The following is a 19,926-nucleotide window of genomic DNA, read 5'->3' as shown; positions in this document are numbered from 1 at the left end:
CCGAACCTAACCCTTGACCCTGCGCATCGTCATCGAATGGCGATACCGCGCCGACGGATGCGTATTGACGGTGACCTGGGCGATCTCTCCGTCCGATGTCGTGTACGTGCGTTGCATTTCCAGTGCGGCACTGCCCGTTTCGATCTTGAGGAGCGCGGCCACCTCCGGAGTGACCACCACCGCGGCGATTTCCTGGCGCACCTCGACGATGCTCACGCCGAAAAGATCCTCGATGAGCGGGAAGATCGGGCCGGAGTGCCGTTGCAACAGCCTGCCTACCGCGGCGAAGGCGCGGTTGATGTAGTACTCGGTCTTGCACACCGGGGCTTCGCTGTCGTCTGCGCGCCGATAGCCGCGGACCGCCAGCCATTCCGACCCGACCTTCAGCCCGGTGCTGGCCGACATCTCGTCGTCGATCGTCACCATCGCGTTCGACTCGATCGTGAACGGCGCTCCGGTCGCGAAGGCCAGCAGGTCGTTGATCGACATCACGTCCTGCGCATAGGAATTCGCCGCAAGTCGCGGAACGACCAGGGTGCCCGCGCGAGGCCGCGACTCGACCAGATTGTCGTCACGCAACCGGCGCAAGGCTTCCCGAATGGTGTAGCGGCTCACCGCGAACCGCTCGCACAACTCGTGCTCGGTCGGCAGTTGCGAGCCAACCGGGTACACCCCGTCGACGATCTCCTTGCGCAGCGTGCGCGCGACCTGCAAATAGCGGTGGTCGGCCGGCGTGACGGTCATGTGCCCACCGGTCGCAGGGCAAGCACGCTTCCGTCGCCGTCGGCCGAGACGTAGAGCGTGCCGTCGGGTCCAGCGGCGATGCCCGCGAACGGCCCCTGCGGACCGGAGAACGGCGGCATTCCCTTCAGCGGCTTGGGTGTTACGCCGGGAGGTGGTCCGATCGGCAGGCCGGACGCGATCGTGCGGCGCTCCCTGCTGTCGAAGTCGAACGCGACGACCGCCTTGGCGCCGGCGTCGACGATGTAAAGGACACCGCCGACGACGACGATGCCTTGCGGGCACTCCAAGCCGTCCACCATCGCCTGCGCGCTTGATCCCGACAGTCGCACCACGCGGCCCGCGCCGGACTCCGCAACCAGCGGGGCGCCGTCGGGAGCGAACGCGACGCCGACCGGATCTTGCAACCCCGACGCCAGCGTCTCCACACTGCCCGATCGAACGCAGTGCACGCGTCCGGTCCCGAGTTCGGCGAAGACGACGGCGTCACCCGGTCCGGCGGCCACGCCATACAGCTGGTCGAAGTCGGTTGCCAGATAATCGGTTTCACCGCTTCCAGGCCGATACCTGGCGACCTGACCGCCAGACGTCGTCACCACGAACTCGCCTGCTCCGGTCGCCGCCACCCCGCGCAGGAACCCTGGGTAACCGGGCGAGAACAGCATGCCCACCGTCTCCAACGACCCGTCGGCGGCCACCCTATAGAAGTACGTGCCGTCGGCGATGTACAGATTGCCGTCATCGCCGACGGCAAGATCCAGCGGCCAGTTCAGCCCGCCGGGCAGCACGGTGCTGGTCTGACCGCCCGGCAGTATCTCGGTGATCTCGCCGGTGAAGTTCGAGACCAGCAGCCGGTCACCGACGAACGTCAGGTTGTCCAGGCCGGGTGTGAGTTGCGCGAGCACGTTCTGGGAGCCGTCGCGCGGATCGATGCGCAACACCTGTCCGGTGGCCACCTGCGTCGAGACGATGAAGCCCGCGGAGTCGAACTTGACCGCGTCGGGCACACCGAGACCGGCGGCAACCCGTTGTGGTTCACCGCCGTTCGGGTCGATGCGCCAGATCTCGTTCGCCGTCATCAGCGGGAAATACAGCATCCCGTCGGGGCCGACCTCCATCGCGTTTGGCGATGGAAGGTTCTCGGCAAGGACACGCGTGATCGACCCGGTGCCGTCGAGTTCCATCAGCCGGCCGCCGTCGCGACACTCATTGATGAACAGCCTGCCCTCGTGCACGGTGATTCCGTTGGCGCAGGGAAGATCGTCGCGCAGCACACGGGTGTTGCCGCCTGCCTCGCGCACGCTGACCCGGCCGTCCATCACTTCGGTCGCATAGAGGTTGCCGCTCGGGTCGAACGCGACGTCGTCGGGCGCGATGATGTCGCCGCCCTTCGCGCTGACGGTCTCCAGCACTCCCGTGTCAACATCGAGCGCGCTGATCTGGCTGCCTGTCACTTGCGCGACGTAGACGCGCCCGTCGGGACCGGTGCGCAGGCCGTTGGCGCCGAACAACCGACTCGGCGCGGTCAACCGCTCCAACTGCCACCCGCCCGCCGTGGCGGGACTGGCGGCGAGGTAGCGGGCCTGCAGCACGGGCGAGCTCATGACCTGGGACGGTACCAAGCCGGATTAGTCCAGACAATAGCCATGGGTTTAGGCCTGACCACTCTTGACGACGGTATTACTGCTGCGGAATAGTGTTCTGCAATATGCAGAGCAACGTATGTTGTCCGGACAAATAAGATGGCGACGACCGATGTCTTGCGCCTCGACGGCCGCATCGTCGTCGTATCGGGTGCCGGCGGTGGCGGTATCGGGACCACCGTCACGCGCCTGGCCGCCGAAGCAGGCGCCACCGTCGTAGCGGTCAGCCGCTCGAAGGAGAACCTGGACGAGCACGTGACCCCGCTCGCGAAGGAGGGGTTGTCGGTCATCCCGGTCGCCGCCGATGCCTCCACTGACGACGGCATCGCCACCGTGATCGAGCAGGTGCGGCGCGTCGACGGCCCGCTGTATGGGCTCGTGAACGTGGCTGGCGGCGCCGAACCGTCGACGTGGATGCCGTCCACCCGGGTCACGCGCGACGACTGGCGCGATCTGTTCACTCAGAATCTGGAGACGGCGTTCTTCATGAGCCAGGCGGTGGCCCGTGAAATCCGGGAGCATGGCAACCCAGGGTCGATCGTCTCGATCTCATCGATCAGCGGCATGAACACCGCGCCGTTCCACATCGCATACGGAACGGCCAAGGCGGCGGTCGTGGCGATGACCCGCACGATGGCCGTCGAGTTGGCGACCGACAACATCCGTGTCAACGCCGTCGCGCCGGGAGTGACCGAGACGGCGGCGTCGCGCACGTACACCGACGCCGACCCCGATCGCGACAGGCAGGCCATCGCGATGGGGCGGCGAGGACGGCCAGAGGAGCAGGCCGGCGCCATCCTGTTCCTGCTGTCGGACCTGTCGAGCTACATCACCGGGCAGACCCTGCTCGTCGACGGCGGGCTGAATCTCAAATGGACCCACCTCGGCGCTGACAACACCTCCCTGTTCCTCAAGGACGAAAACTTCCGGGCAGCCATTAGGAGAGAGCGGTGAGCCGCGACGCTGAAGAACTTTCGGAGCCGGTGACCATACCGGTAGATGCGTACATCTCGGAGGACTACGCGCGCGCCGAACGCGACAAGCTGTGGCGCAAGGTCTGGCAACAAGTCGGTCGCGTCGAGGAGATACCGGAGGTCGGCAACTACCTGACCTACGACATCCTCGACGACTCGATTCTTGTGGTGCGCACGGGCCCAAATGAATTCGCGGCACACCACAACGTCTGCATGCACCGCGGCCGACGGCTGATCGACACCCCCGACGGCGCCAAGAACGCCTGCGGCCGCACGCGCAAGTCGTTCGTCTGCGGCTTTCACGGCTGGACCTACGGCCTCGACGGAGCCTGCACGCACATTCGCGAACAAGACGACTGGAAGGGCATGCTGACGCCCGAAAACACCCACCTCGCAACGGTCAACGTAGACGTCTGGGGCGGCTGGCTGTTCATCAACATGGATCCCGACTGTGAGCCGCTGGCCGACTACCTGTTCCCGGCGGCCAAGATCCTCGACCCGTTCGGGCTGGAGAACATGCGCTACAAGTGGCGCAAATGGCTCTATTTCGACTGCAACTGGAAAGTCGCGATGGAGGCCTTCAACGAGACCTACCACGTGTTCACCACCCATCCGGAGTTCAACAAGTTCGGCGAGTTCAAGGGCTGGGCCAAAGCGCAGGGCAAGCACAGCAACATCGGCTACGACGCGCCGGCTGACCTGGAGGAGACGAAGTCCAAGATTCGGCTCGGCACCGGCGATCCGCGCATCTCCACCGCCGAAATGCAGGTCTACACAATGGAAGAGACCAACGCGACCACCACGCAGACACTGGTGAACGCCGCGAAGCGATTGGTCGACGAATTGCCGGAAGGCACACCTGCGGACAAGGTGCTCGAACACTGGCTGTCCTCGGCCCGCCGCGACGACGAGGCGCGCGGCGTCGTCTGGCCGACCATCCCCGCCGACATCCTCGGCCAGAGCGGCACCGCATGGCAGCTCTTCCCGAACTTCCAGATCGGCCAGGGCTTGACCAGTGCACTGTGCTACAGCGCGCGCCCACACCCGAGCTACGACCCGAACAAGTGCATCTTCGAAGTCGCGACCTACGAGCTCTATCCCAAAGGCCAAGAGCCGCAGACCGAATGGGTGTACACCCCGGTGGGCGACCCACGCTGGCTGTCGGTACTGCCACAGGATTTCTCGAACATGGCCGCAGTACAGCAGGGCATGAAGTCGGCCGGTTTTCCCGGCACCAAACCCAACCCGTACCGCGAACGCAGCACCGTGAACCTTCACTACCAGCTGTCCAAATACATGGGTATCGGCGAACCAAGAGAGATTCAATGACGACGTTTGACACCTGTGGTCCGACGCAGACCCCAGACGACATCGATATCGATGCGCTGCGCAAGAAGTACCTCCACGAGCGCGACAAACGACTGCGGCCCGACGGGTCGAGGCAGTACCTGGAACTCAAGGACGACTTCGCCGAGTTCGCAGAGGTCGATCCCCACACGCCGGTAACCCCTCGCACGCCGATCAACGAGGACGTCGAGGTGGCGGTTCTCGGTGGTGGCATAGCAGGACTGCTGGCGGGCGCATACCTCAAGAAGGCAGGCGTCGACGACATCCACATCATTGAGATGGGAGGGGATTTCGGTGGAGTGTGGTACTGGAATCGCTTCCCGGGCATTCAATGCGACAACGATGCCTACTGCTACATCCCGATGCTCGAAGAACTCGACTTCATGCCGAGCAAGAAGTTCGCGGACGGCGCTGAGATCTATGAGCACTGCCGCAACATCGGCAAACACTTCGGGCTCTACGACGGAGCCATCTTCTCCACGCAGGTGCGCACCATGCGCTGGGACGAGTCGATCGACCGCTGGCGGCTGACCACCAACCGCGGCGACGACATTCGTGCCCGCTTCGTGGTCATGACGCAGGGAAACTTCAACCGACCCAAACTGCCGGACATTCCCGGTATCAAGGACTACGTGAATGCCGGCGGCCACGTCTTCCATTCCGCCCGTTGGGATTACGACTACACCGGCGGGGACGCCAACGGAGGGCTGCACAAGCTGCACGACAAGCGAGTGGCGCTCGTCGGCACCGGCGCCACCGGTGTGCAACTGGTTCCCCACCTCGGCAGGGATGCCCAGCACCTGTACGTCTTTCAGCGCACACCTTCTTCGGTCGACGTGCGCAACAACGAGCCAACCGATCCGCAGTGGGTGGCGTCGTTGCAGCCCGGTTGGCAGGAGGAGCGCAAGCGGAATTTCCATGAGTGGTCCCCGTTCGGGCAGGGCGTGGTGTTCGGTGTGGCAGATCTGGTCTGCGACTTCTGGACCGAGTTGGCCCGCAACCTGACTGCGCGGGTCGCCGCCTCCGAAGATCCCGCGTCACTCGGCATCGAGCAGATCATGGCGATGCGCGAGGAGGAGGACTACAAGGTCATGGAAAAGCTGCGGCGCCGCGTCGAGGCCATCGTCGAGGACCCGCAGACCGCAGAAGCGCTGAAACCGTATTACCGGTTCTTGTGCAAGCGACCCTGCAGCAGCGACGAGTACCTGCCAAGCTTCAACCGGCCGAACGTCACGCTGGTTGACGTTTCGGAGACCAAGGGTGTCGAGAAACTCACGAAGAACGGCGTCGTCGCCAACGGTGTCGAGTACGAAGTCGATTGCGTCGTCTTCGCAAGTGGTTTCGAGATTTCCACCGAGCTCAGTCGCCGCTATGCGATCGACGCCATCGAGGGACGTGACGGCGTTTCACTTTTCGACCACTGGCGCGACAGCTACCAGACCCTCCACGGCATGACGACCCGTGGCTTCCCCAACCAGTTCCACACCGGCTTCATCCAGGGCGCGCTCTCGGCGAATACCACCGCGATGTTCGAACAGCAGGTGCGCCACATCGCCTACATCATCGGCGAGGCGGTGAAGCGGAAGGCGACGACCGTCGAGCCGAGTCAGGAGGCTCAAGACGCCTGGGTGAGCACGATCCGGGAGCTCGCATACGACAACTCTGAGTTCGAGATGTCCTGTACCCCCAGCTATTACTTCAACGAAGGTGAAGGCAGCGGCGCAGGGCCCCGCTCGGCTCTCGGCGACCCCTACTCGCCCGGCTTCTATGCCTTCGAGGACCTGCTTCAGCAGTGGCGCGACAAGGGCGACCTGGACGGCCTGGTGCTCGGAACGTAGATGGGCGACCTGAGATTCGACGGCCGGGTCGCGGTCGTCACCGGAGGCGGCAGAGGACTGGGCCGCTCGTACGCCCTGCTGCTGGCCGCGCAGGGGGCGAAGGTCGTCGTCAACGACGTCGACGCGGCGCCTACCGAAGAGGTCGTTCACGAAATCGCCGCTGCGGGCGGCGATGCGGTGGCCGTCGTCGATTCGGTGGCGGCCCGCGAGGGCGGCCAGGCGATCATCGATACGGCGCTACAGCGCTACGGCCGCATCGACATTCTGGTGCACAACGCCGGAAACGTGCGTCGCGCATCGTTGAGGGAGATGTCGTACGACGACTTCGAAGCAGTCGTCGACGTTCACCTCCGCGGCGCCTTCAATGTGGTCCGTCCGGCGTTTCCGCACATGTGCGACGCGGGATACGGCCGCATAGTGCTCACGTCCTCCATCGGCGGCCTGTACGGGAACCGCGAGGTTGCGAACTATGCGGTGGCCAAGGCCGGGGTCATTGGTCTTTCGAACGTCGCCGCGATCGAAGGCGCCGACCATGGTGTCAAGAGCAACGTGATCGTGCCCGCCGCGGTCACCAGAATGGCCGAGGGCATCGACACCTCCAACTACCCGCCGATGAGTCCCGAGTTGGTCGCGCCGGTCGTCGGATGGTTGGCACACGAATCCTGTTCCGTCACTGGCGAAATGCTGATTGCCCTGGCGGGTCGGGTGGCCAGGGCGGTTGTCGTCGAGACGCCGGGGGTGTACCGGCCGTCCTGGTCGATCGCGGAGGTGGGTGACCACCTCACCGCTATCCGCGACACGTCTACGCCCGTCGTGTTTCCCGTCGTCCCCGACGGCCACGGCGACCACATCCGCTACAGCTTTTCAATGGCGGTTTCGAATGCCTAGCGGCCCGCTGACCGGCGTGCGGGTGGTCGACCTCACCGCGATGGTGATGGGGCCGTACTGCACGCAGATCATGGCCGACATGGGCGCCGACGTCGTCAAAATCGAACCGCCCGAAGGGGACAACACGCGTTTCATCTCGGTGGGGCCTGCGCCGGGGATGAGCGGCGTGTTCGTCAACGTCAACCGCGGCAAGCGCAGTGTCGTGCTGGATCTGCGAACCGAGGAGGGCAAGACGGCGCTTCGGGCGCTCGTGGTGGAGGCCGACGTCTTCATCCACTCGATGCGCGCCAAGGCGGTTGCCAAACTCGGTTTCGGCTACGAACAAGTCGCAGCGCTGAACCCGCGCATCGTCTACACCAACTGTTACGGCTACGGCAGGCGCGGACCGGACCGCGACCTGCCCGCCTACGACGACACCATCCAGGCCGAGTGCGGGATCCCCGCCGTGCAGGAACAGTTGACCGGTGAAGCCAATTACGTCGGCACCATCATGGCCGACAAGGTCGCCGGGCTGACGGCGCTCTACGCCACGATGATGGCGCTCTTCCACCGGGAACGCACCGGCGAGGGCCAAGAAGTCGAGGTCAGCATGTTCGAAACGATGGCATCGTTCATGCTGGTCGAGCATGCTAATGGGGCGATGTTCGATCCCCCGCTCGGTCCCGCCGTCTATCCCAGGACGGTCGCGCCGAACCGCAAGCCGTACCGCACCAAGGACGGCTACATTGCGGCGCTCATCTACAACGACAAGCACTGGAAAGCGTTCGTCGACGCGGTGCGGCCCGCATGGGTGACCGACAGCCATGCCACTCTCGAACAGCGCGCCCGCCACATCGACACGGTGTACGGGCTGCTGGCCGAGACGATGACGGAACGCACCACCGAAGAGTGGCTCGCACTGTTCCGCGAACTGCAGATCCCGGCCGCCCCGCTCAACACGCCGGATGACCTGTTCGAACATCCCCACCTCAAGGCGGTCGGGTTGTTCGAAACGGTCGACACACCGCACGGGCAGGTGCGGTTTCCCGGTGTGCCGACCTGGTTTTCGCGCACCCCGGGGAAGGTCGCGGGTCCGGCTCCGATGTTGGGGGCCGACACAGAGCAGGTCCTCGGGGAGCTCGGGCTCGTCGATGTGGAGACTGCGGAGTCGGTATGAGCATGGATTTCGAGATGGGTCAGCAGGCGGGCGACCTTCGCCGTGAGCTACGCGACTTGGTGAAAACGCATGTGCCTGAGCACTATTTGGGCGCCTTCACCGACAACCCCGCCGATCTAGAGACCGCGCAGCAGTTCTGCCGGACGCTTGCCGAGCGCAATTTGCTGTGCCTGGCCTGGCCGGAGGAGTTCGGCGGCGCAGGCGCTTCGGTGTGGGAGCAGACGGTGGTGCGCGAGGAGATGTGGGCGCACCACGAACCCCGCGGTGCGCAGTACATGGGCGTGAACTGGGTCGGCCCGATCATCATGCGTCACGGCACAGAAGAGCAGCAGCGCAAGCACCTCCCGCCCATCGCCCGCGGCGACGCGATCTGGTGCCAAGGCTTTTCCGAGCCGGAGGCGGGTTCAGACCTCGCCTCGCTGCGCACGACCGCCCGTCGCGACGACGACGGCTGGCTGGTCAGCGGACAGAAGATCTGGACGTCCTACGCCACCATGGCGCAGTGGTGCTTCCTGCTGGCGCGGACCAGCAAAGGCGAGAAGAAGCAGCAGGGCCTGACGATTTTCCTTGTGCCCATGGATGATCCGGCCATCCAGGTCCGCCCCATCCGCGCCATGTTGGGACCGCACCATCTCAACGAGGTGTTCTTCGACGACCTGCGGGTGACCGAGGCCGACGTGCTCGGCACCGTCGATGCGGGCTGGTCGATCGTGCAGGACGTGATGTCCTTCGAGCGCGTCGGCATCGCACGCTATGCGCGCTGCGAGCGGCTGTTGTCAGCCGCGCCAGCGGTACTCGGCGACCGGTGGGACGGCCTGCCGGCAGAACTTCGGGCACGCTGGGTGCGCATGCTCACGCACTGCCGTCGCGCCCGCCTGATGGCCTACCGGGTCGTCGATCTGCAGAGCAGCGGGCGAATCCAGCCGGGCGACGCCGCGGCATACCGGATCGCGGTCACCAAGCTCGACCAGGACAGCGCCGAAGTGCTGATGGACATCGCGGCAGAGGTGGGCCACGAGGACCCGCGAGCCAAATGGTTCCTCGGCGAAGTCGAGGACCACTGGCGCTATTCGCAGGCATCGACGGTCTCGTCCGGCAGCATCGAGATGCAGCGCATCCTGCTGTCGCGGGCGTTGCTGGCGGGTGCGAAATGATACTTGACCTCGGCGACGACGCCAAAGAGTATGGCAGACAAGCGCTTCGGGCTTTCGAAGCCGCGGGCGGCGACCAGCTGGTACAGCAGGCCGAGGCCAAACCGGATCTGCGTGAGTCACTTGCCGGGCCGGTGCTGAGTGAGCTCGGGGCATGGGACCTCGACGCTCGCAGCGACGTCGACGGGCTCGAGGCCGCCGCGGCACTGTGCCGCAGTGCCGGGTACTGGGCGTTGCCGTATCCGGTCGCTGAGCGCCTCGCCAAACCAACCGATCTGGATGTCGACGGGCTGATCGTCGTGGCCGACAATCGACCGTCCGGTGTAGTCGCCGGCCTGGAATCGACCTGGGCCGCAGTTTCTTTGGCGGGTGTGCGCAGCAGAGTGACCGGCAACGGCGCGGCGGCGCCGGGCTTCGTGGCCGAACTCGAGTTGTCCTCCGTCGACGACAACGGGGCAGGCGACGTCGCGCTCGGTCTCGTGCTGCCATGTTGGACGCTGCTGGGCATGCTCGACCGCGCGCTGGAGCTGACCATCGCGCATGTGAGCCTGCGCAAGCAATTCGGGCAGACACTGTCGTCCTTCCAAGGTGTGCAGTTCCAGCTGACCGACGCCGAGGTCGAGCGCAGCGGCTTGGAGATCCTCGCCAAATACGCGCTGTGGAGCATCGCGACCGATCGGCCCGAGGCGACCGATGACGCTCTGGCGCTGCGGATGTCGGCGATCGAGGCCGCCGAGGTCGTCTTCCGGGTCTGCCATCAACTGCACGGCGCGGTCGGATTCTGTGACGAGACCACACTGTCGTGGCTGTCGCGCTACAGCCAACCACTGCGGCGGCTGCCGCTGGGACTGTCGGCCACCCGCGACGAGCTGACCCGGCGAGTCGGCGGCACGGGCCTGACGGGACTGTTCTCGTGAACTACTCCGCCGATCTCGACGGCTTCCGCGCGACTGTCCGAAGTTGGTGCGAGGAGCACATTCCGCCGGATTGGCGCGAGCAGCAGACCGGCGTCGACGACGACGAGTTCGTCCGCTTCCAGAAGTCGTGGTTCGCCGAACTGCACAGCGCCGGGTACGCGGTGCCGCACTGGCCGCGCGAATGGGGCGGCGGACTGTCGGTGTCCGAGCAGATCGTGCTGTACCAGGAACTGGCCGCGCACGACGCGCCCCGACTGGTGCTGGCGTTCGTCGGCATCCACCACGCGGCCGCCACCCTGCTGGCCGCAGGCACCGACGAGCAACGCCGACGGCATCTGCCTGCAATCCTCGACGGCGAGATCTGGGTGCAGGGTTTCTCCGAGCCTGAGGCCGGCTCCGACCTGGCCAGCCTGCGGACATCGGCGCGGCGAGTCGGCGATTCGTATGTCGTCAACGGTCAGAAACTGTGGGCCAGCGGCGGCAAGCACGCCGACTGGTGTCTGCTGCTGGCGCGCACCGACCCGGATGCCCCTAAGCGCAAAGGCATTTCGTACTTCCTGCTCGACATGACCACGCCCGGCGTCGAGGTGCGGCCGATCCGCAATGCCATCGGTGACTCACACTTCTGCGAGATCTTCCTCAACGACGTCGAGATCCCGGCCGCCAACCTCGTCGGCGCAGAGAACGCCGGATGGCAGGTGGCGCAGGCGACGCTGGGCGCCGAGCGCGGCCTGACCATGCTCGAACTGGCCGAGCGCCTTGGCAACGCGGGCTTCCGCTGGCTGGTGCAGGCGGCCCCGGTCGGCGACCCGGTCGTCGCCGACCGGCTGGCGCAGTTCGACATCGAGATCACCGGCCTGCGGGGTCTGTGCCGAAAAGTGGTCGAGGACAGCGAGGCTGGCACCGCGGGGCCCGCCGACGCGTCGATCGTCAAGCTGTTCTACAGCGAGCTGCTGCAGCGCCTCACCGACTTCGGCGCCGAGATCGGCGGGATGGCCGCGCATACCCGGCTAGCCAAGCCGATGTCGAGCGGGTGGGAGTCCGGTTCGTGGATGCTGGACTTCATCGGCTCGTGGGAGTGGACGATCCCCGGCGGCTCGAGCGAGATCCAGCGCACCATCATCGGCGAGCGCGGACTGGGGTTGCCCCGGGAACCGAGTGCTGTGTGATGGCGCCCGATTTCGCGGAGTTCCACGCCGAATTGCGGTCGGTCGCGGGTGACCTGCTCGCCAAGGACCGGGCCGTGGAGTGGTCGTCACTTGTCGACGCGGGCTGGGTGGGGCTCGAGGTGCCCGAACAGTTCGGTGGTGCGGGCGCGACGTTCGCCGAGGTGGCCGTCATCTGCGAAGAGATGGGCCGCGCCGCCAGCGCCAACAGCTACCTGGGCAGCGCGGTGCTGGCCGTCGGAGCCCTGAATGCATTGCAGCCCAGTCAAACCCGCGATCGGCTGCTGGCCGATGTGGCGTCTGGCTCAGTCAGAATCGCCGTTGTCTTCGAGCCGGAGTTCGTGCCCGACGCCGAGGGCGCCGACCGGGTTCTGGTGGTCACCGACGACGGTGTCGACGTCGGCACTGCGACGGTCACGTCGCAACCCGTCCTCGACGAGACTCGCCGCCTGGCTTCGGTCCGTGAGGTGGAGGTCTCGGAAAGACTCCGGTTCCGCGAACGCGCGACTGTCCGCGGGTTGCTCGACCGCGCCGCCGTCGCCGTCGCCTGCGACAGCCTGGGACTGTGTGAGGCAATGCTTTCCGCAACGGTCGGCTATGCGAAGGTGCGCCAGCAGTTCGGCAGGCCGATCGGATCGTTCCAGGCCGTCAAGCACGCGTGCGCCGACATGGCGGTCGGCATCGCGGTGTCACGTCAACTTGTCGGCGCCGCGGTGCAAGCGATCGCCGGGGATGGGGCGGATGCCCACGCGGCCGCTGCGATGGCGAAGTCCTATGCCTGCGGCACGGCCGTCGACGTCGTCGGTAAAGCCATGCAACTGCACGGCGGCATCGGCTACACGTGGGAAAGCGGCATCCACGTCTACCTCAAACGCGCCGCACTCAATCGTTCGCTGTTCGGCTCGCCGGCGGATCACCGCAAAGAACTGGCTAAACGCTATCTGTAAAAGGAGTTTCGATAAATGGCCGTACCCGTGTACAAACGCATTCTCGACCTGTTCGAGGCCGAGGGTGTCAACACGTTGTTCGGGATACCCGACCCGAACTTCGTGCACATGTTCGCCGAGGCGGATGCGCGCGGCTGGTCGGTCGTCGCGCCGCACCACGAGTTGAGCGCAGGCTTCATGGCCGAGGCGGTGTCACGCATGACCGGCGGGCCCGGCCTGTGCATCGGCACCCTCGGACCCGGGATGGCCAACATCGCGGGTGCGATGATGTGCGCCAAGGTGGAGAACTCCCCGGTGATCTTCATCGGTGGTCAACGGGCGCGCATCACCGAGCGCCGGGTTCGGCGCGGTCGCATCCAATTCGTCCGTCAGGAGCCACTTTTCGCGGCGTCGGTGAAGTACAGCGCGTCGATCGAGTATGCCGACCAGACCGACGAGATCGTCCACGAAGCGATCCGGCGGGCGATGTCGGGCACCCCTGGCCCGACCTACATCGAATATCCATCGCACGTGCTGCTGGAAGAACTCGATGTCGCCGACGCTCCGCCGCCGCATCGCTATCGCCTGGTCAACCAGGGCGCAGGTGCGCCGGAGGTGGCCGAGGCCGCGAAGCTGATCCGCGAGGCGGACAGCCCGATCCTATTGGTGGGCCACGGCGTTCACACGTCGCGCAGCCAGGCCGCGGTCAAGGAACTGGCCGACCTGATGGCGTGCCCGGTCATCCAGACCTCCGGCGGCACCTCGTTCATTCCAGGGCTGGAGGACAGGACGTTCGCCTACGGCTTCTCGCCGTCGGCCGTCGAAGCGGTCGTCAACTCCGACCTGTGTGTCGCGCTTGGCACCGAACTGGGTGAGCCGGTCCACTATGGCAGAACCCGGCATTGGGCCCCGCGCAACGACATTCGTAAATGGATCTACGTCGAGCAGGACCCGACGGCCATCGGCGTGAACCGGCCGATCGACGTGCCGTTGGTGGGCGATCTGCGTGGGGTCGTCCCGCAACTGGTCGAGGCGCTCAGAGAGAATCCCAGGCAGCCCGCGCCCAACCTGGACGTGCTGATCAAGAAAGACGCCGAAGAACTGGCGCAGCTGGCCGAGAACGCGCCGACGGGCAGCACTCCGGTGCACCCCGCCCGCTACGTCGTCGAGGCCACCAAGGCGTTCCCGAAGGACGGCATACTCGTGCGCGATGGCGGGGCCACCGTGATCTTTCAATGGACCTACTCGCAGGCCAAGCCGCGCGACGTGATCTGGAACCAGAACTTCGGCCATCTCGGCACCGGGCTGCCCTATGCGGTCGGCGCCTCGGTCGCCGACGGCGGCAAGCGTCCGGTCATGTTGCTCACCAGCGACTCGGCCTTCCTGTTCCACATCGCCGAACTCGAGACCGCCGCGCGGCAGAACCTGCCGTTGGTGTGTGTGGTCGGCGTCGATCACCAGTGGGGGCTCGAGGTCGGGGTGTACAAGCGCACCTTCGAGCAGCCGTCGCCGCAGCCCGGCGTGCACTGGAGCAAGGACGTGCGGTTCGACAAGATCGCCGAGGGCTTCGGCTGCCACGGCGAATATGTCGAGAAGGACGACGAGATCGGCCCGGCCATTGAGCGGGCGTACGCCAGCGGCAAGACCGCCGTCGTGCACGTCTGCATCGACCCGAAGGCCAACTCGGAGGAAATGCCGAAATACGACGAATTCAGAACCTGGTACGCCGAAGGTACTCAGTAGGGAAAGGTTGGCGATATGCGCGAATATTTGAAGTTCTACATCGACGGTCAGTGGGTCGATCCGGTCGAGCCGAAGTCGCTGGACGTCGACAACCCGGCGACCGAACAGGTGTCCGGCAAGATCGCACTCGGCGCTGCGGCCGACGTCGACAAGGCCGTCAGCGCGGCCCGAAGGGCCTTCGGCACCTGGTCGCAGACCAGCCGCGAGGAGCGCCTCGACGTGCTGCAGGCCATCCTGGCCGAATACCAGAAGCGGACAGCCGACCTGGCCGACGCGGTGACCGAGGAGATGGGCGCGCCGCCGTCACTTGCCGCGGGCCCGCAGGTGAATCTCGGCCTCGGCCATCTGATGACGGCCATCGACGTGCTGAAGAACTTCGAGTTCGAACAGCAGCACGGCAGCACGCTGGTGGTGAAGGAGCCGATCGGCGTGTGCGGGTTGATCACGCCATGGAACTGGCCGATCAACCAGATCGCGGTCAAGGTGTACCCCGCGCTGGCGACCGGCTGCACGATGGTGCTCAAGCCGTCGGAGGTCGCGCCCTACTCCGCGCAGATCTTCACCGAAATCCTCGATGCCGCAGGCGTTCCCGCGGGGGTGTACAACCTTGTCTACGGCGACGGTCCCGGCGTTGGCGAAGCGCTGTCGAGCCATCCGGACATCGACATGGTGTCGTTCACCGGATCGACGCGCGCAGGCGTCGAGGTCGCCCGCAATGCGGCCGCGACGGTCAAGCGGGTCAGCCAGGAGTTGGGCGGAAAGAGCCCGAACATCGTGCTCGACGACGAGGACTTCGCCAAGAGCGTGGCCGCGGGCGTTTCGGTGATGATGATGAACAGCGGGCAGAGCTGCAATGCGCCGTCGCGCATGCTGGTGCCGAACTCGCGCAGAGACGAGGCCGTCGCCGTCGCGAAGGCAACCGCGGAACAGGTGAAGGTCGGTGACCCCGGCGAGAAGTCCGCTATCGGCCCAGTCGCGTCGAAAGCGCAGTACGACAAGATCCAGGGCTTGATTCAGAAGGGCATCGACGAGGGCGCCACCGTGGTGGTTGGCGGCCCGGGCCGGCCCGACGGAGTCGACACCGGCTACTACGTCAAGCCGACGGTGTTCGCGGACGTGAAGAACGACATGACCATCGCGCGCGAAGAGATCTTCGGGCCGGTGCTGTGCATACTCGGCTACGACGACCTGGATCAGGCGCTGGAGATCGCCAACGACACGGAATATGGTCTGGCCGGCTATGTTTCGGGTGCCGACCTCGAGCAGGCACGCGCGATCGCGCGGAAGATCCGCGCCGGGTCCGTCGCGATCAACCACGGCTTCGACATGAACGCGCCGTTCGGCGGGTACAAGCGCAGCGGCAACGGGCGCGAGTGGGGCCAGTTCGCGTTCGACGAGTATCTGGAGACGAAGGCGGCCCTGGGCTACGCGCCGGAGTAATCGCAATACACTGCGGCCATGCCCGGCGAAAAGTACGAATACGGTATCGATTTCGAGCGTGTCGCGGCCATCGACATCCACACCCATGTGGAGGTCGATGGCCACGGCCACAAGGCCTACGACGACGAACTGGTGGACGCCGTCGGAAAGTACTTCAAGCGGGGGCCCGGCGCTCTGTCGAGCGTGGACGCGCTTGCCGACGAGTACCGCAGGCAGAACACGGCCGCGGTGGTGTTCACCATCGACGCGCGCACGGCAATGCGGCATGTGCCGAACTCCGTCGAGGACCTCGTCGCGGGCGCGATCCGCAACAACGACGTGCTGATCCCGTTCGGCAGCGTGGACCCGTGGCACGAGCGACGCGCGGTGCACCGCGTGCACGAGTTGGTTCGTGACTACGGCGTCAAGGGCTTCAAGTTCCACCCCAGCGTGCAGGCCTTCGAGCCGAACGACCGCCGCTTCTACCCGATCTACGAGGCGATCACCGAAGCGAAAGTGCCTGCGTTGTTTCACACGGGGCAGACCGGGCTCGGATCCGGGCTACCCGGCGGGCATCGCATCAAGCTGCGCTACTCCGACCCGATGCTGCTCGACGACGTCGCAGCCGACTTTCCGGACCTGACCATCGTGATGGCCCATCCGGCGGTGCCGTGGGTGGACTCGCAGATCGCGATCGCCTCCCACAAGACCAACGTCTACATCGACTTGAGCGGGTGGTCGCCGAAGTACTTCCCGCCGCAACTGGTGCACGCCGCCAACCGTCAGCTGCGCACCAAGGTGCTCTTCGGCACCGACTACCCGTACATCAAGATGGACCGCTGGCGGCGCGACTTCGACGAGCTGAACATGGACCCGGCGGTGGTGCCGCTGGTCTACAAAGACAACGCGCTGCGGGTGCTGGGGATCTCGCGATGAATTCCTCGGCGCCGACGACGTCGACAAGACCGTGCAGTTGGTTAAGGACAACGGCGGCAACGTGATTCGCGACGCCGAGGACACGCCGTACGCCCGGTTGGCCGCCGTCGCCGATCCGACCGGCGCCGGTTTCAACCTGTCGTCGCTGGATCAGTACTGACAGCAGGCTGCTGGACGCCCTTGCCCTTGCGCAGGGCGTCGAGCAACTCGCGGTACGGTCCCACCAGGTAAGCGGTGTCGCCGCCGGCGAGCCTGGCGTCGCGCCGGGGATGCAGTTGCACCGGAGCATCGGCCCTGGTGACCGCGATGACGCGGGTCTGCGTGGACATGTCGAACATCCGCATTCCGTCCAACTCGCTGCCCGGTGCCACGTACATGCCGCCGACCATGAACGAGCGCTGCCCGACCGAGAACGTGCCGAGCACCTGCAGCCCCAGCGCCGCGCCGATGAACCACGGCGCCGCCAATTCGACTGTGGAGAGCACCGTTTCGAACCCGAAACGCTGAGCGACCGCGGCGCCGAGGGTGCGGTCGTAGATGCGCAGCACGATCGGCACGCCGGTCCGGTGGAGTTCGGGTAGCGTGCGCGGCCCGAGCATCTCGTCCAGCACGATGCCCGTCTCGATGTTGACGATGTCGTCTTGCGTCAGCACCGCGATTGCACGCGCCTCGTCCAGCCGCGCGGACTCCAACGTCTCATGCAATGTGGCGTCGCCGAAGATCACCGGCACATCGAGACGGGCGGCCGTGGACAGGAAGCGGTTTTCGGGATCACGCTCGATGACGGCCACGTCGTAGCCGGCCGCGGTCAGGTCACTGACCACTCGGATGCCGAACGAACCCAACCCGACGACGATGACGTGATGCCGTAGATGCCGCACCTTCCTGCGGCCCGCCGACTGCGCAAGGCGCCGCGACAGCAACACGTCGGCGATGAATGCGACGAGGATCGCGGTGGTGGTCACACCCGCGAACATCAGCCCGATGCCCCAGATCCGCAGCCACATGGGCTGGTGCATGAAGCTGAAGTCGCCGTAGCCGACGGTGGCGATGGTCTCGGTGCTGAAGTACAACGCATCGATCCAGCTCATCCCCGGCGGGTGTTGATAGGCGAACCGCAACAACACCGTCGAGCCGAGCAGCAGGGACAACGACACGGCGAGCGCCCGGTAGAACATCGGGTTGATGTCGTCGCGGATCAACCGCACCGCGTCGACCACCCGCCGCAACGGTGGCCGTCGCCCCCGCGAATGCGACAGCGGCCGAGGAATCGCGATGCCCTGCTCGGTGAGTTCCTCGGCGGTGCCGATCATCGCGGTCCAGTCGCCTGCGCTCACCCGATAGTCGCGACCGGGACACGCGACCACCGCATCGCGCCCGTCGGAGTCCTCGGCGTGGATCACCGCGACCGGCGCCAGATCACCGAAGATGTCGCGCAATGTCGCGTCGCGGGGGGCCTCCGCACCGGAGACGACGAAATCGATGCCGGCCACCGGAATCGTGTGAGCGGTACGGCCCAGGCAGGCCTCCACGACCGACGCCGCCGCCAGATCGGCGACGTCGAGGATCGCGCCGGGGCCGTTGTCCTGTGACATGGCTTCGCGCAGCACGCTATTGGCCAGCCGGGCCACCACGCGCACATCGGGATTGGCTTGCCGTGCCAGCAAGGCGATTTCGAGGTTCAGCGCGTCGTCATCGTCGGCGCAGATGACGGCCTGTGCAGTCGCGACGCCCGCCCCGGCGAGGTCGTCGGGGGCCTGCACCATCACCACGCGCGTGCCCGCGTTGTTCAGCTCCTCGACGATTCGCATTCCGAGCGCATCGTCACCGCAAACGATGATGTGGCCCCGCATATCGCAGAACGGTACTGCGGAAACGCCGGACAGCGCAGAAGATGATCAGATGCCCACCAGTCCCAAGGTCTACGTGAAGGCCTGTATCAACGGCGCCCGCACGCCCGACGCGCATCCGAACCTGCCGGTGACGCCCGATCAGCTGGCCGCAGCGGCGCTCGCGGCCCATGGCGCAGGCGCCAAGGCGGTGCACCTGCATCCGAAGAACGCCGACGGTGTCGATTCACTGCTTCCTCAGCACGTGGACGCCGCGGTGGATGCCGTGCGCCATGCGGTGCCGGGGCTGCCGCTGGGGGTGACGACGGGCTTCTGGGCGCTGCCGGATGCCGACGCGAGGCTGCATGCCGTCGACGGCTGGACCGTACTGCCCGACTTCGCCTCGGTCAATTGGCACGAGCCTGGCTCGGAGGAGTTGGCCCGGCTGCTGTTGAGCAAGGGGATCGGAGTCGAGGTCGGCATCTTCAACGCCGAGGCGGCCGAATCATGGGCGGCCTCGTGGATCGCCGAGCATTGCATGCGAGTGATGATCGAACTTCTCGGGGACGGCGATGTCGCGACCGCCGACGACCTACTGAGTCAGGTGTTGGCCCGGCAGTCACCTGCGCCGGTGCTACTGCATGGGATGGACGAAAGTTGTTGGCCGCTACTGGAACACGCGGGCAAGCGGGGTGTGCAGGTCCGCATCGGGCTGGAGGACACCCTGCGGATGCCCGATGGTTCCACCGCACCCGACAATGTGGCGCTGGTGTCGGCGGCCGTAGCGCTGCTCAGTCGGTAGGGGCGGCCAGCGCGAAGTCGGCGTAGTCGAAGCCAGGGATCACCACACAGCTGACCAGGCACGGCTGGTCGTCGCGGGGGCGGGCCCGCTGCCAATGTCCTGGCGGCACGACGAACTGCGGCTGTTCCCCGGCGAGGATGTCGGCGCCGAGCAAATGCGTTGTGGCGCTGTCCTGTTCGGCGCCGACCTGCAGCAGCAACGGACCGCCGAAATGAAACAGCCACAGCTCGGCGCTGCGCACCGTGTGCCATGCCGACTGCTGACCGGGCATGAGCAGGAACAGGATTGCGGTGCCCGCGCTTCGGGGTCCGGTGTAGTCGGGCGGCAATGCGGACTGGGGCATCGTCAGCCCGCTGCGCCAGGTCTCCTTGAACCAGCCGCCCTCTGGATGAGGAGACAGGTCAAGCCGACGCGCCCACTCCGGAAGGTCGCTCATCAAATCCCCCATTA

17 protein-coding genes and 1 pseudogene are annotated in these 19,926 nt (G+C 65.9%); 14 read left to right on the top strand and 4 right to left on the bottom strand.

The window, feature by feature from the left end; all coding sequences use genetic code 11:
- Positions 1–6 precede the first annotated feature (6 nt).
- Positions 7–744: a GntR family transcriptional regulator gene (locus J3E61_RS03905; RefSeq protein ID WP_192723997.1), complete on the bottom strand. Its 738-nt coding sequence runs from the start codon at positions 742–744 to the stop codon at positions 7–9.
- Entirely contained in the window at positions 741–2,345 is a 1,605-nt protein-coding gene (locus J3E61_RS03900) for an SMP-30/gluconolactonase/LRE family protein (RefSeq protein ID WP_210082681.1), read from the bottom strand. The genes J3E61_RS03905 and J3E61_RS03900 overlap by 4 nt, the downstream gene beginning before the upstream one ends.
- Before the next feature lie 138 nt (positions 2,346–2,483).
- On the opposite strand from J3E61_RS03900, the gene J3E61_RS03895 reads away from it, so the two are divergent.
- The 13 genes and pseudogenes from J3E61_RS03895 to J3E61_RS03835 form a co-directional block, all read left to right on the top strand.
- The gene (locus J3E61_RS03895) at positions 2,484–3,338 is read left to right on the top strand and encodes an SDR family oxidoreductase (RefSeq protein ID WP_210082680.1); all 855 of its coding nucleotides are present in this window, start codon (positions 2,484–2,486) and stop codon (positions 3,336–3,338) included.
- Positions 3,335–4,687: an aromatic ring-hydroxylating dioxygenase subunit alpha gene (locus J3E61_RS03890; RefSeq protein ID WP_210082679.1), complete on the top strand. Its 1,353-nt coding sequence runs from the start codon at positions 3,335–3,337 to the stop codon at positions 4,685–4,687. Before J3E61_RS03895 ends, J3E61_RS03890 begins: the two co-directional genes overlap by 4 nt.
- The gene (locus J3E61_RS03885) at positions 4,684–6,543 is read left to right on the top strand and encodes an NAD(P)/FAD-dependent oxidoreductase (protein ID WP_210082678.1); all 1,860 of its coding nucleotides are present in this window, start codon (positions 4,684–4,686) and stop codon (positions 6,541–6,543) included. The genes J3E61_RS03890 and J3E61_RS03885 overlap by 4 nt, the downstream gene beginning before the upstream one ends.
- Positions 6,544–7,431 carry an SDR family NAD(P)-dependent oxidoreductase gene (locus J3E61_RS03880; RefSeq protein ID WP_210082677.1) on the top strand — a complete coding sequence of 296 codons (888 nt, stop codon included), beginning with the start codon at positions 6,544–6,546 and terminating at the stop codon, positions 7,429–7,431.
- On the top strand, positions 7,424–8,587 hold the full coding sequence (locus J3E61_RS03875) for a CoA transferase (RefSeq protein WP_210082676.1): 1,164 nt from the start codon (positions 7,424–7,426) through the stop codon (positions 8,585–8,587). The genes J3E61_RS03880 and J3E61_RS03875 overlap by 8 nt, the downstream gene beginning before the upstream one ends.
- A 2-nt stretch (positions 8,588–8,589) precedes the next feature.
- The gene (locus J3E61_RS03870; RefSeq protein ID WP_192725161.1) at positions 8,590–9,741 is read left to right on the top strand and encodes an acyl-CoA dehydrogenase family protein; all 1,152 of its coding nucleotides are present in this window, start codon (positions 8,590–8,592) and stop codon (positions 9,739–9,741) included.
- On the top strand, positions 9,738–10,655 hold the full coding sequence (locus J3E61_RS03865) for an acyl-CoA dehydrogenase (RefSeq protein WP_210082675.1): 918 nt from the start codon (positions 9,738–9,740) through the stop codon (positions 10,653–10,655). The genes J3E61_RS03870 and J3E61_RS03865 overlap by 4 nt, the downstream gene beginning before the upstream one ends.
- Positions 10,652–11,824: an acyl-CoA dehydrogenase family protein gene (locus J3E61_RS03860; RefSeq protein ID WP_210082674.1), complete on the top strand. Its 1,173-nt coding sequence runs from the start codon at positions 10,652–10,654 to the stop codon at positions 11,822–11,824. The genes J3E61_RS03865 and J3E61_RS03860 overlap by 4 nt, the downstream gene beginning before the upstream one ends.
- The gene (locus J3E61_RS03855; protein ID WP_210085419.1) at positions 11,824–12,768 is read left to right on the top strand and encodes an acyl-CoA/acyl-ACP dehydrogenase; all 945 of its coding nucleotides are present in this window, start codon (positions 11,824–11,826) and stop codon (positions 12,766–12,768) included. The genes J3E61_RS03860 and J3E61_RS03855 overlap by 1 nt, the downstream gene beginning before the upstream one ends.
- Positions 12,769–12,783: 15 nt before the next feature.
- Positions 12,784–14,490 (top strand): thiamine pyrophosphate-binding protein, encoded by a 1,707-nt coding sequence (locus J3E61_RS03850; RefSeq protein WP_210082673.1) that lies wholly within the window; start codon positions 12,784–12,786, stop codon positions 14,488–14,490.
- A gap of 15 nt (positions 14,491–14,505) precedes the next feature.
- Positions 14,506–15,930 carry an aldehyde dehydrogenase family protein gene (locus J3E61_RS03845; protein WP_210082672.1) on the top strand — a complete coding sequence of 475 codons (1,425 nt, stop codon included), beginning with the start codon at positions 14,506–14,508 and terminating at the stop codon, positions 15,928–15,930.
- 18 nt (positions 15,931–15,948) lie between these two features.
- On the top strand, positions 15,949–16,845 hold the full coding sequence (locus tag J3E61_RS03840) for an amidohydrolase (protein WP_210082671.1): 897 nt from the start codon (positions 15,949–15,951) through the stop codon (positions 16,843–16,845).
- Between the two features lies 1 nt (position 16,846).
- Positions 16,847–17,005: pseudogene (locus J3E61_RS03835) on the top strand (VOC family protein); the annotation flags it as partial.
- On the opposite strand, the gene J3E61_RS03830 reads toward J3E61_RS03835, so the two are convergent.
- Entirely contained in the window at positions 16,977–18,698 is a 1,722-nt protein-coding gene (locus tag J3E61_RS03830) for an NAD-binding protein (protein WP_210082670.1), read from the bottom strand. The pseudogene J3E61_RS03835 and the gene J3E61_RS03830 sit on opposite strands and share 29 nt — an antisense overlap.
- Positions 18,699–18,747: 49 nt before the next feature.
- On the opposite strand from J3E61_RS03830, the gene J3E61_RS03825 reads away from it, so the two are divergent.
- On the top strand, positions 18,748–19,476 hold the full coding sequence (locus tag J3E61_RS03825; protein ID WP_210082669.1) for a 3-keto-5-aminohexanoate cleavage protein: 729 nt from the start codon (positions 18,748–18,750) through the stop codon (positions 19,474–19,476).
- On the opposite strand, the gene J3E61_RS03820 is transcribed toward J3E61_RS03825, so the two are convergent.
- Positions 19,466–19,912: a cupin domain-containing protein gene (locus J3E61_RS03820; protein ID WP_192723983.1), complete on the bottom strand. Its 447-nt coding sequence runs from the start codon at positions 19,910–19,912 to the stop codon at positions 19,466–19,468. The genes J3E61_RS03825 and J3E61_RS03820 overlap by 11 nt on opposite strands.
- Between the last annotated feature and the right edge of the window lie 14 nt (positions 19,913–19,926).

Source organism: Mycobacterium sp. OAE908 (assembly GCF_017872775.1).
Lineage (GTDB): Bacteria > Actinomycetota > Actinomycetes > Mycobacteriales > Mycobacteriaceae > Mycobacterium.
This window is presented reverse-complemented; position numbering and strand designations above follow the sequence as displayed.

Bases quoted from the DNA above. Each gene is read 5' to 3' on its own strand.
- J3E61_RS03820 (WP_192723983.1), bottom strand. From the start codon at position 19,912: ATGAGCGACCTTCCGGAGTGGGCGCGTCGGCTTGACCTGTCTCCTCAT.
- J3E61_RS03855 (WP_210085419.1), top strand. From the start codon at position 11,824: ATGGCGCCCGATTTCGCGGAGTTCCACGCCGAATTGCGGTCGGTCGCG.
- J3E61_RS03830 (WP_210082670.1), bottom strand. From the start codon at position 18,698: ATGCGGGGCCACATCATCGTTTGCGGTGACGATGCGCTCGGAATGCGA.
- J3E61_RS03875 (WP_210082676.1), top strand. From the start codon at position 7,424: ATGCCTAGCGGCCCGCTGACCGGCGTGCGGGTGGTCGACCTCACCGCG.
- J3E61_RS03900 (WP_210082681.1), bottom strand. From the start codon at position 2,345: ATGAGCTCGCCCGTGCTGCAGGCCCGCTACCTCGCCGCCAGTCCCGCC.
- J3E61_RS03845 (WP_210082672.1), top strand. From the start codon at position 14,506: ATGCGCGAATATTTGAAGTTCTACATCGACGGTCAGTGGGTCGATCCG.
- J3E61_RS03905 (WP_192723997.1), bottom strand. From the start codon at position 744: ATGACCGTCACGCCGGCCGACCACCGCTATTTGCAGGTCGCGCGCACG.
- J3E61_RS03865 (WP_210082675.1), top strand. From the start codon at position 9,738: ATGATACTTGACCTCGGCGACGACGCCAAAGAGTATGGCAGACAAGCG.
- J3E61_RS03895 (WP_210082680.1), top strand. From the start codon at position 2,484: ATGGCGACGACCGATGTCTTGCGCCTCGACGGCCGCATCGTCGTCGTA.
- J3E61_RS03840 (WP_210082671.1), top strand. From the start codon at position 15,949: ATGCCCGGCGAAAAGTACGAATACGGTATCGATTTCGAGCGTGTCGCG.
- J3E61_RS03880 (WP_210082677.1), top strand. From the start codon at position 6,544: ATGGGCGACCTGAGATTCGACGGCCGGGTCGCGGTCGTCACCGGAGGC.
- J3E61_RS03850 (WP_210082673.1), top strand. From the start codon at position 12,784: ATGGCCGTACCCGTGTACAAACGCATTCTCGACCTGTTCGAGGCCGAG.
- J3E61_RS03885 (WP_210082678.1), top strand. From the start codon at position 4,684: ATGACGACGTTTGACACCTGTGGTCCGACGCAGACCCCAGACGACATC.
- J3E61_RS03870 (WP_192725161.1), top strand. From the start codon at position 8,590: ATGGATTTCGAGATGGGTCAGCAGGCGGGCGACCTTCGCCGTGAGCTA.
- J3E61_RS03825 (WP_210082669.1), top strand. From the start codon at position 18,748: ATGCCCACCAGTCCCAAGGTCTACGTGAAGGCCTGTATCAACGGCGCC.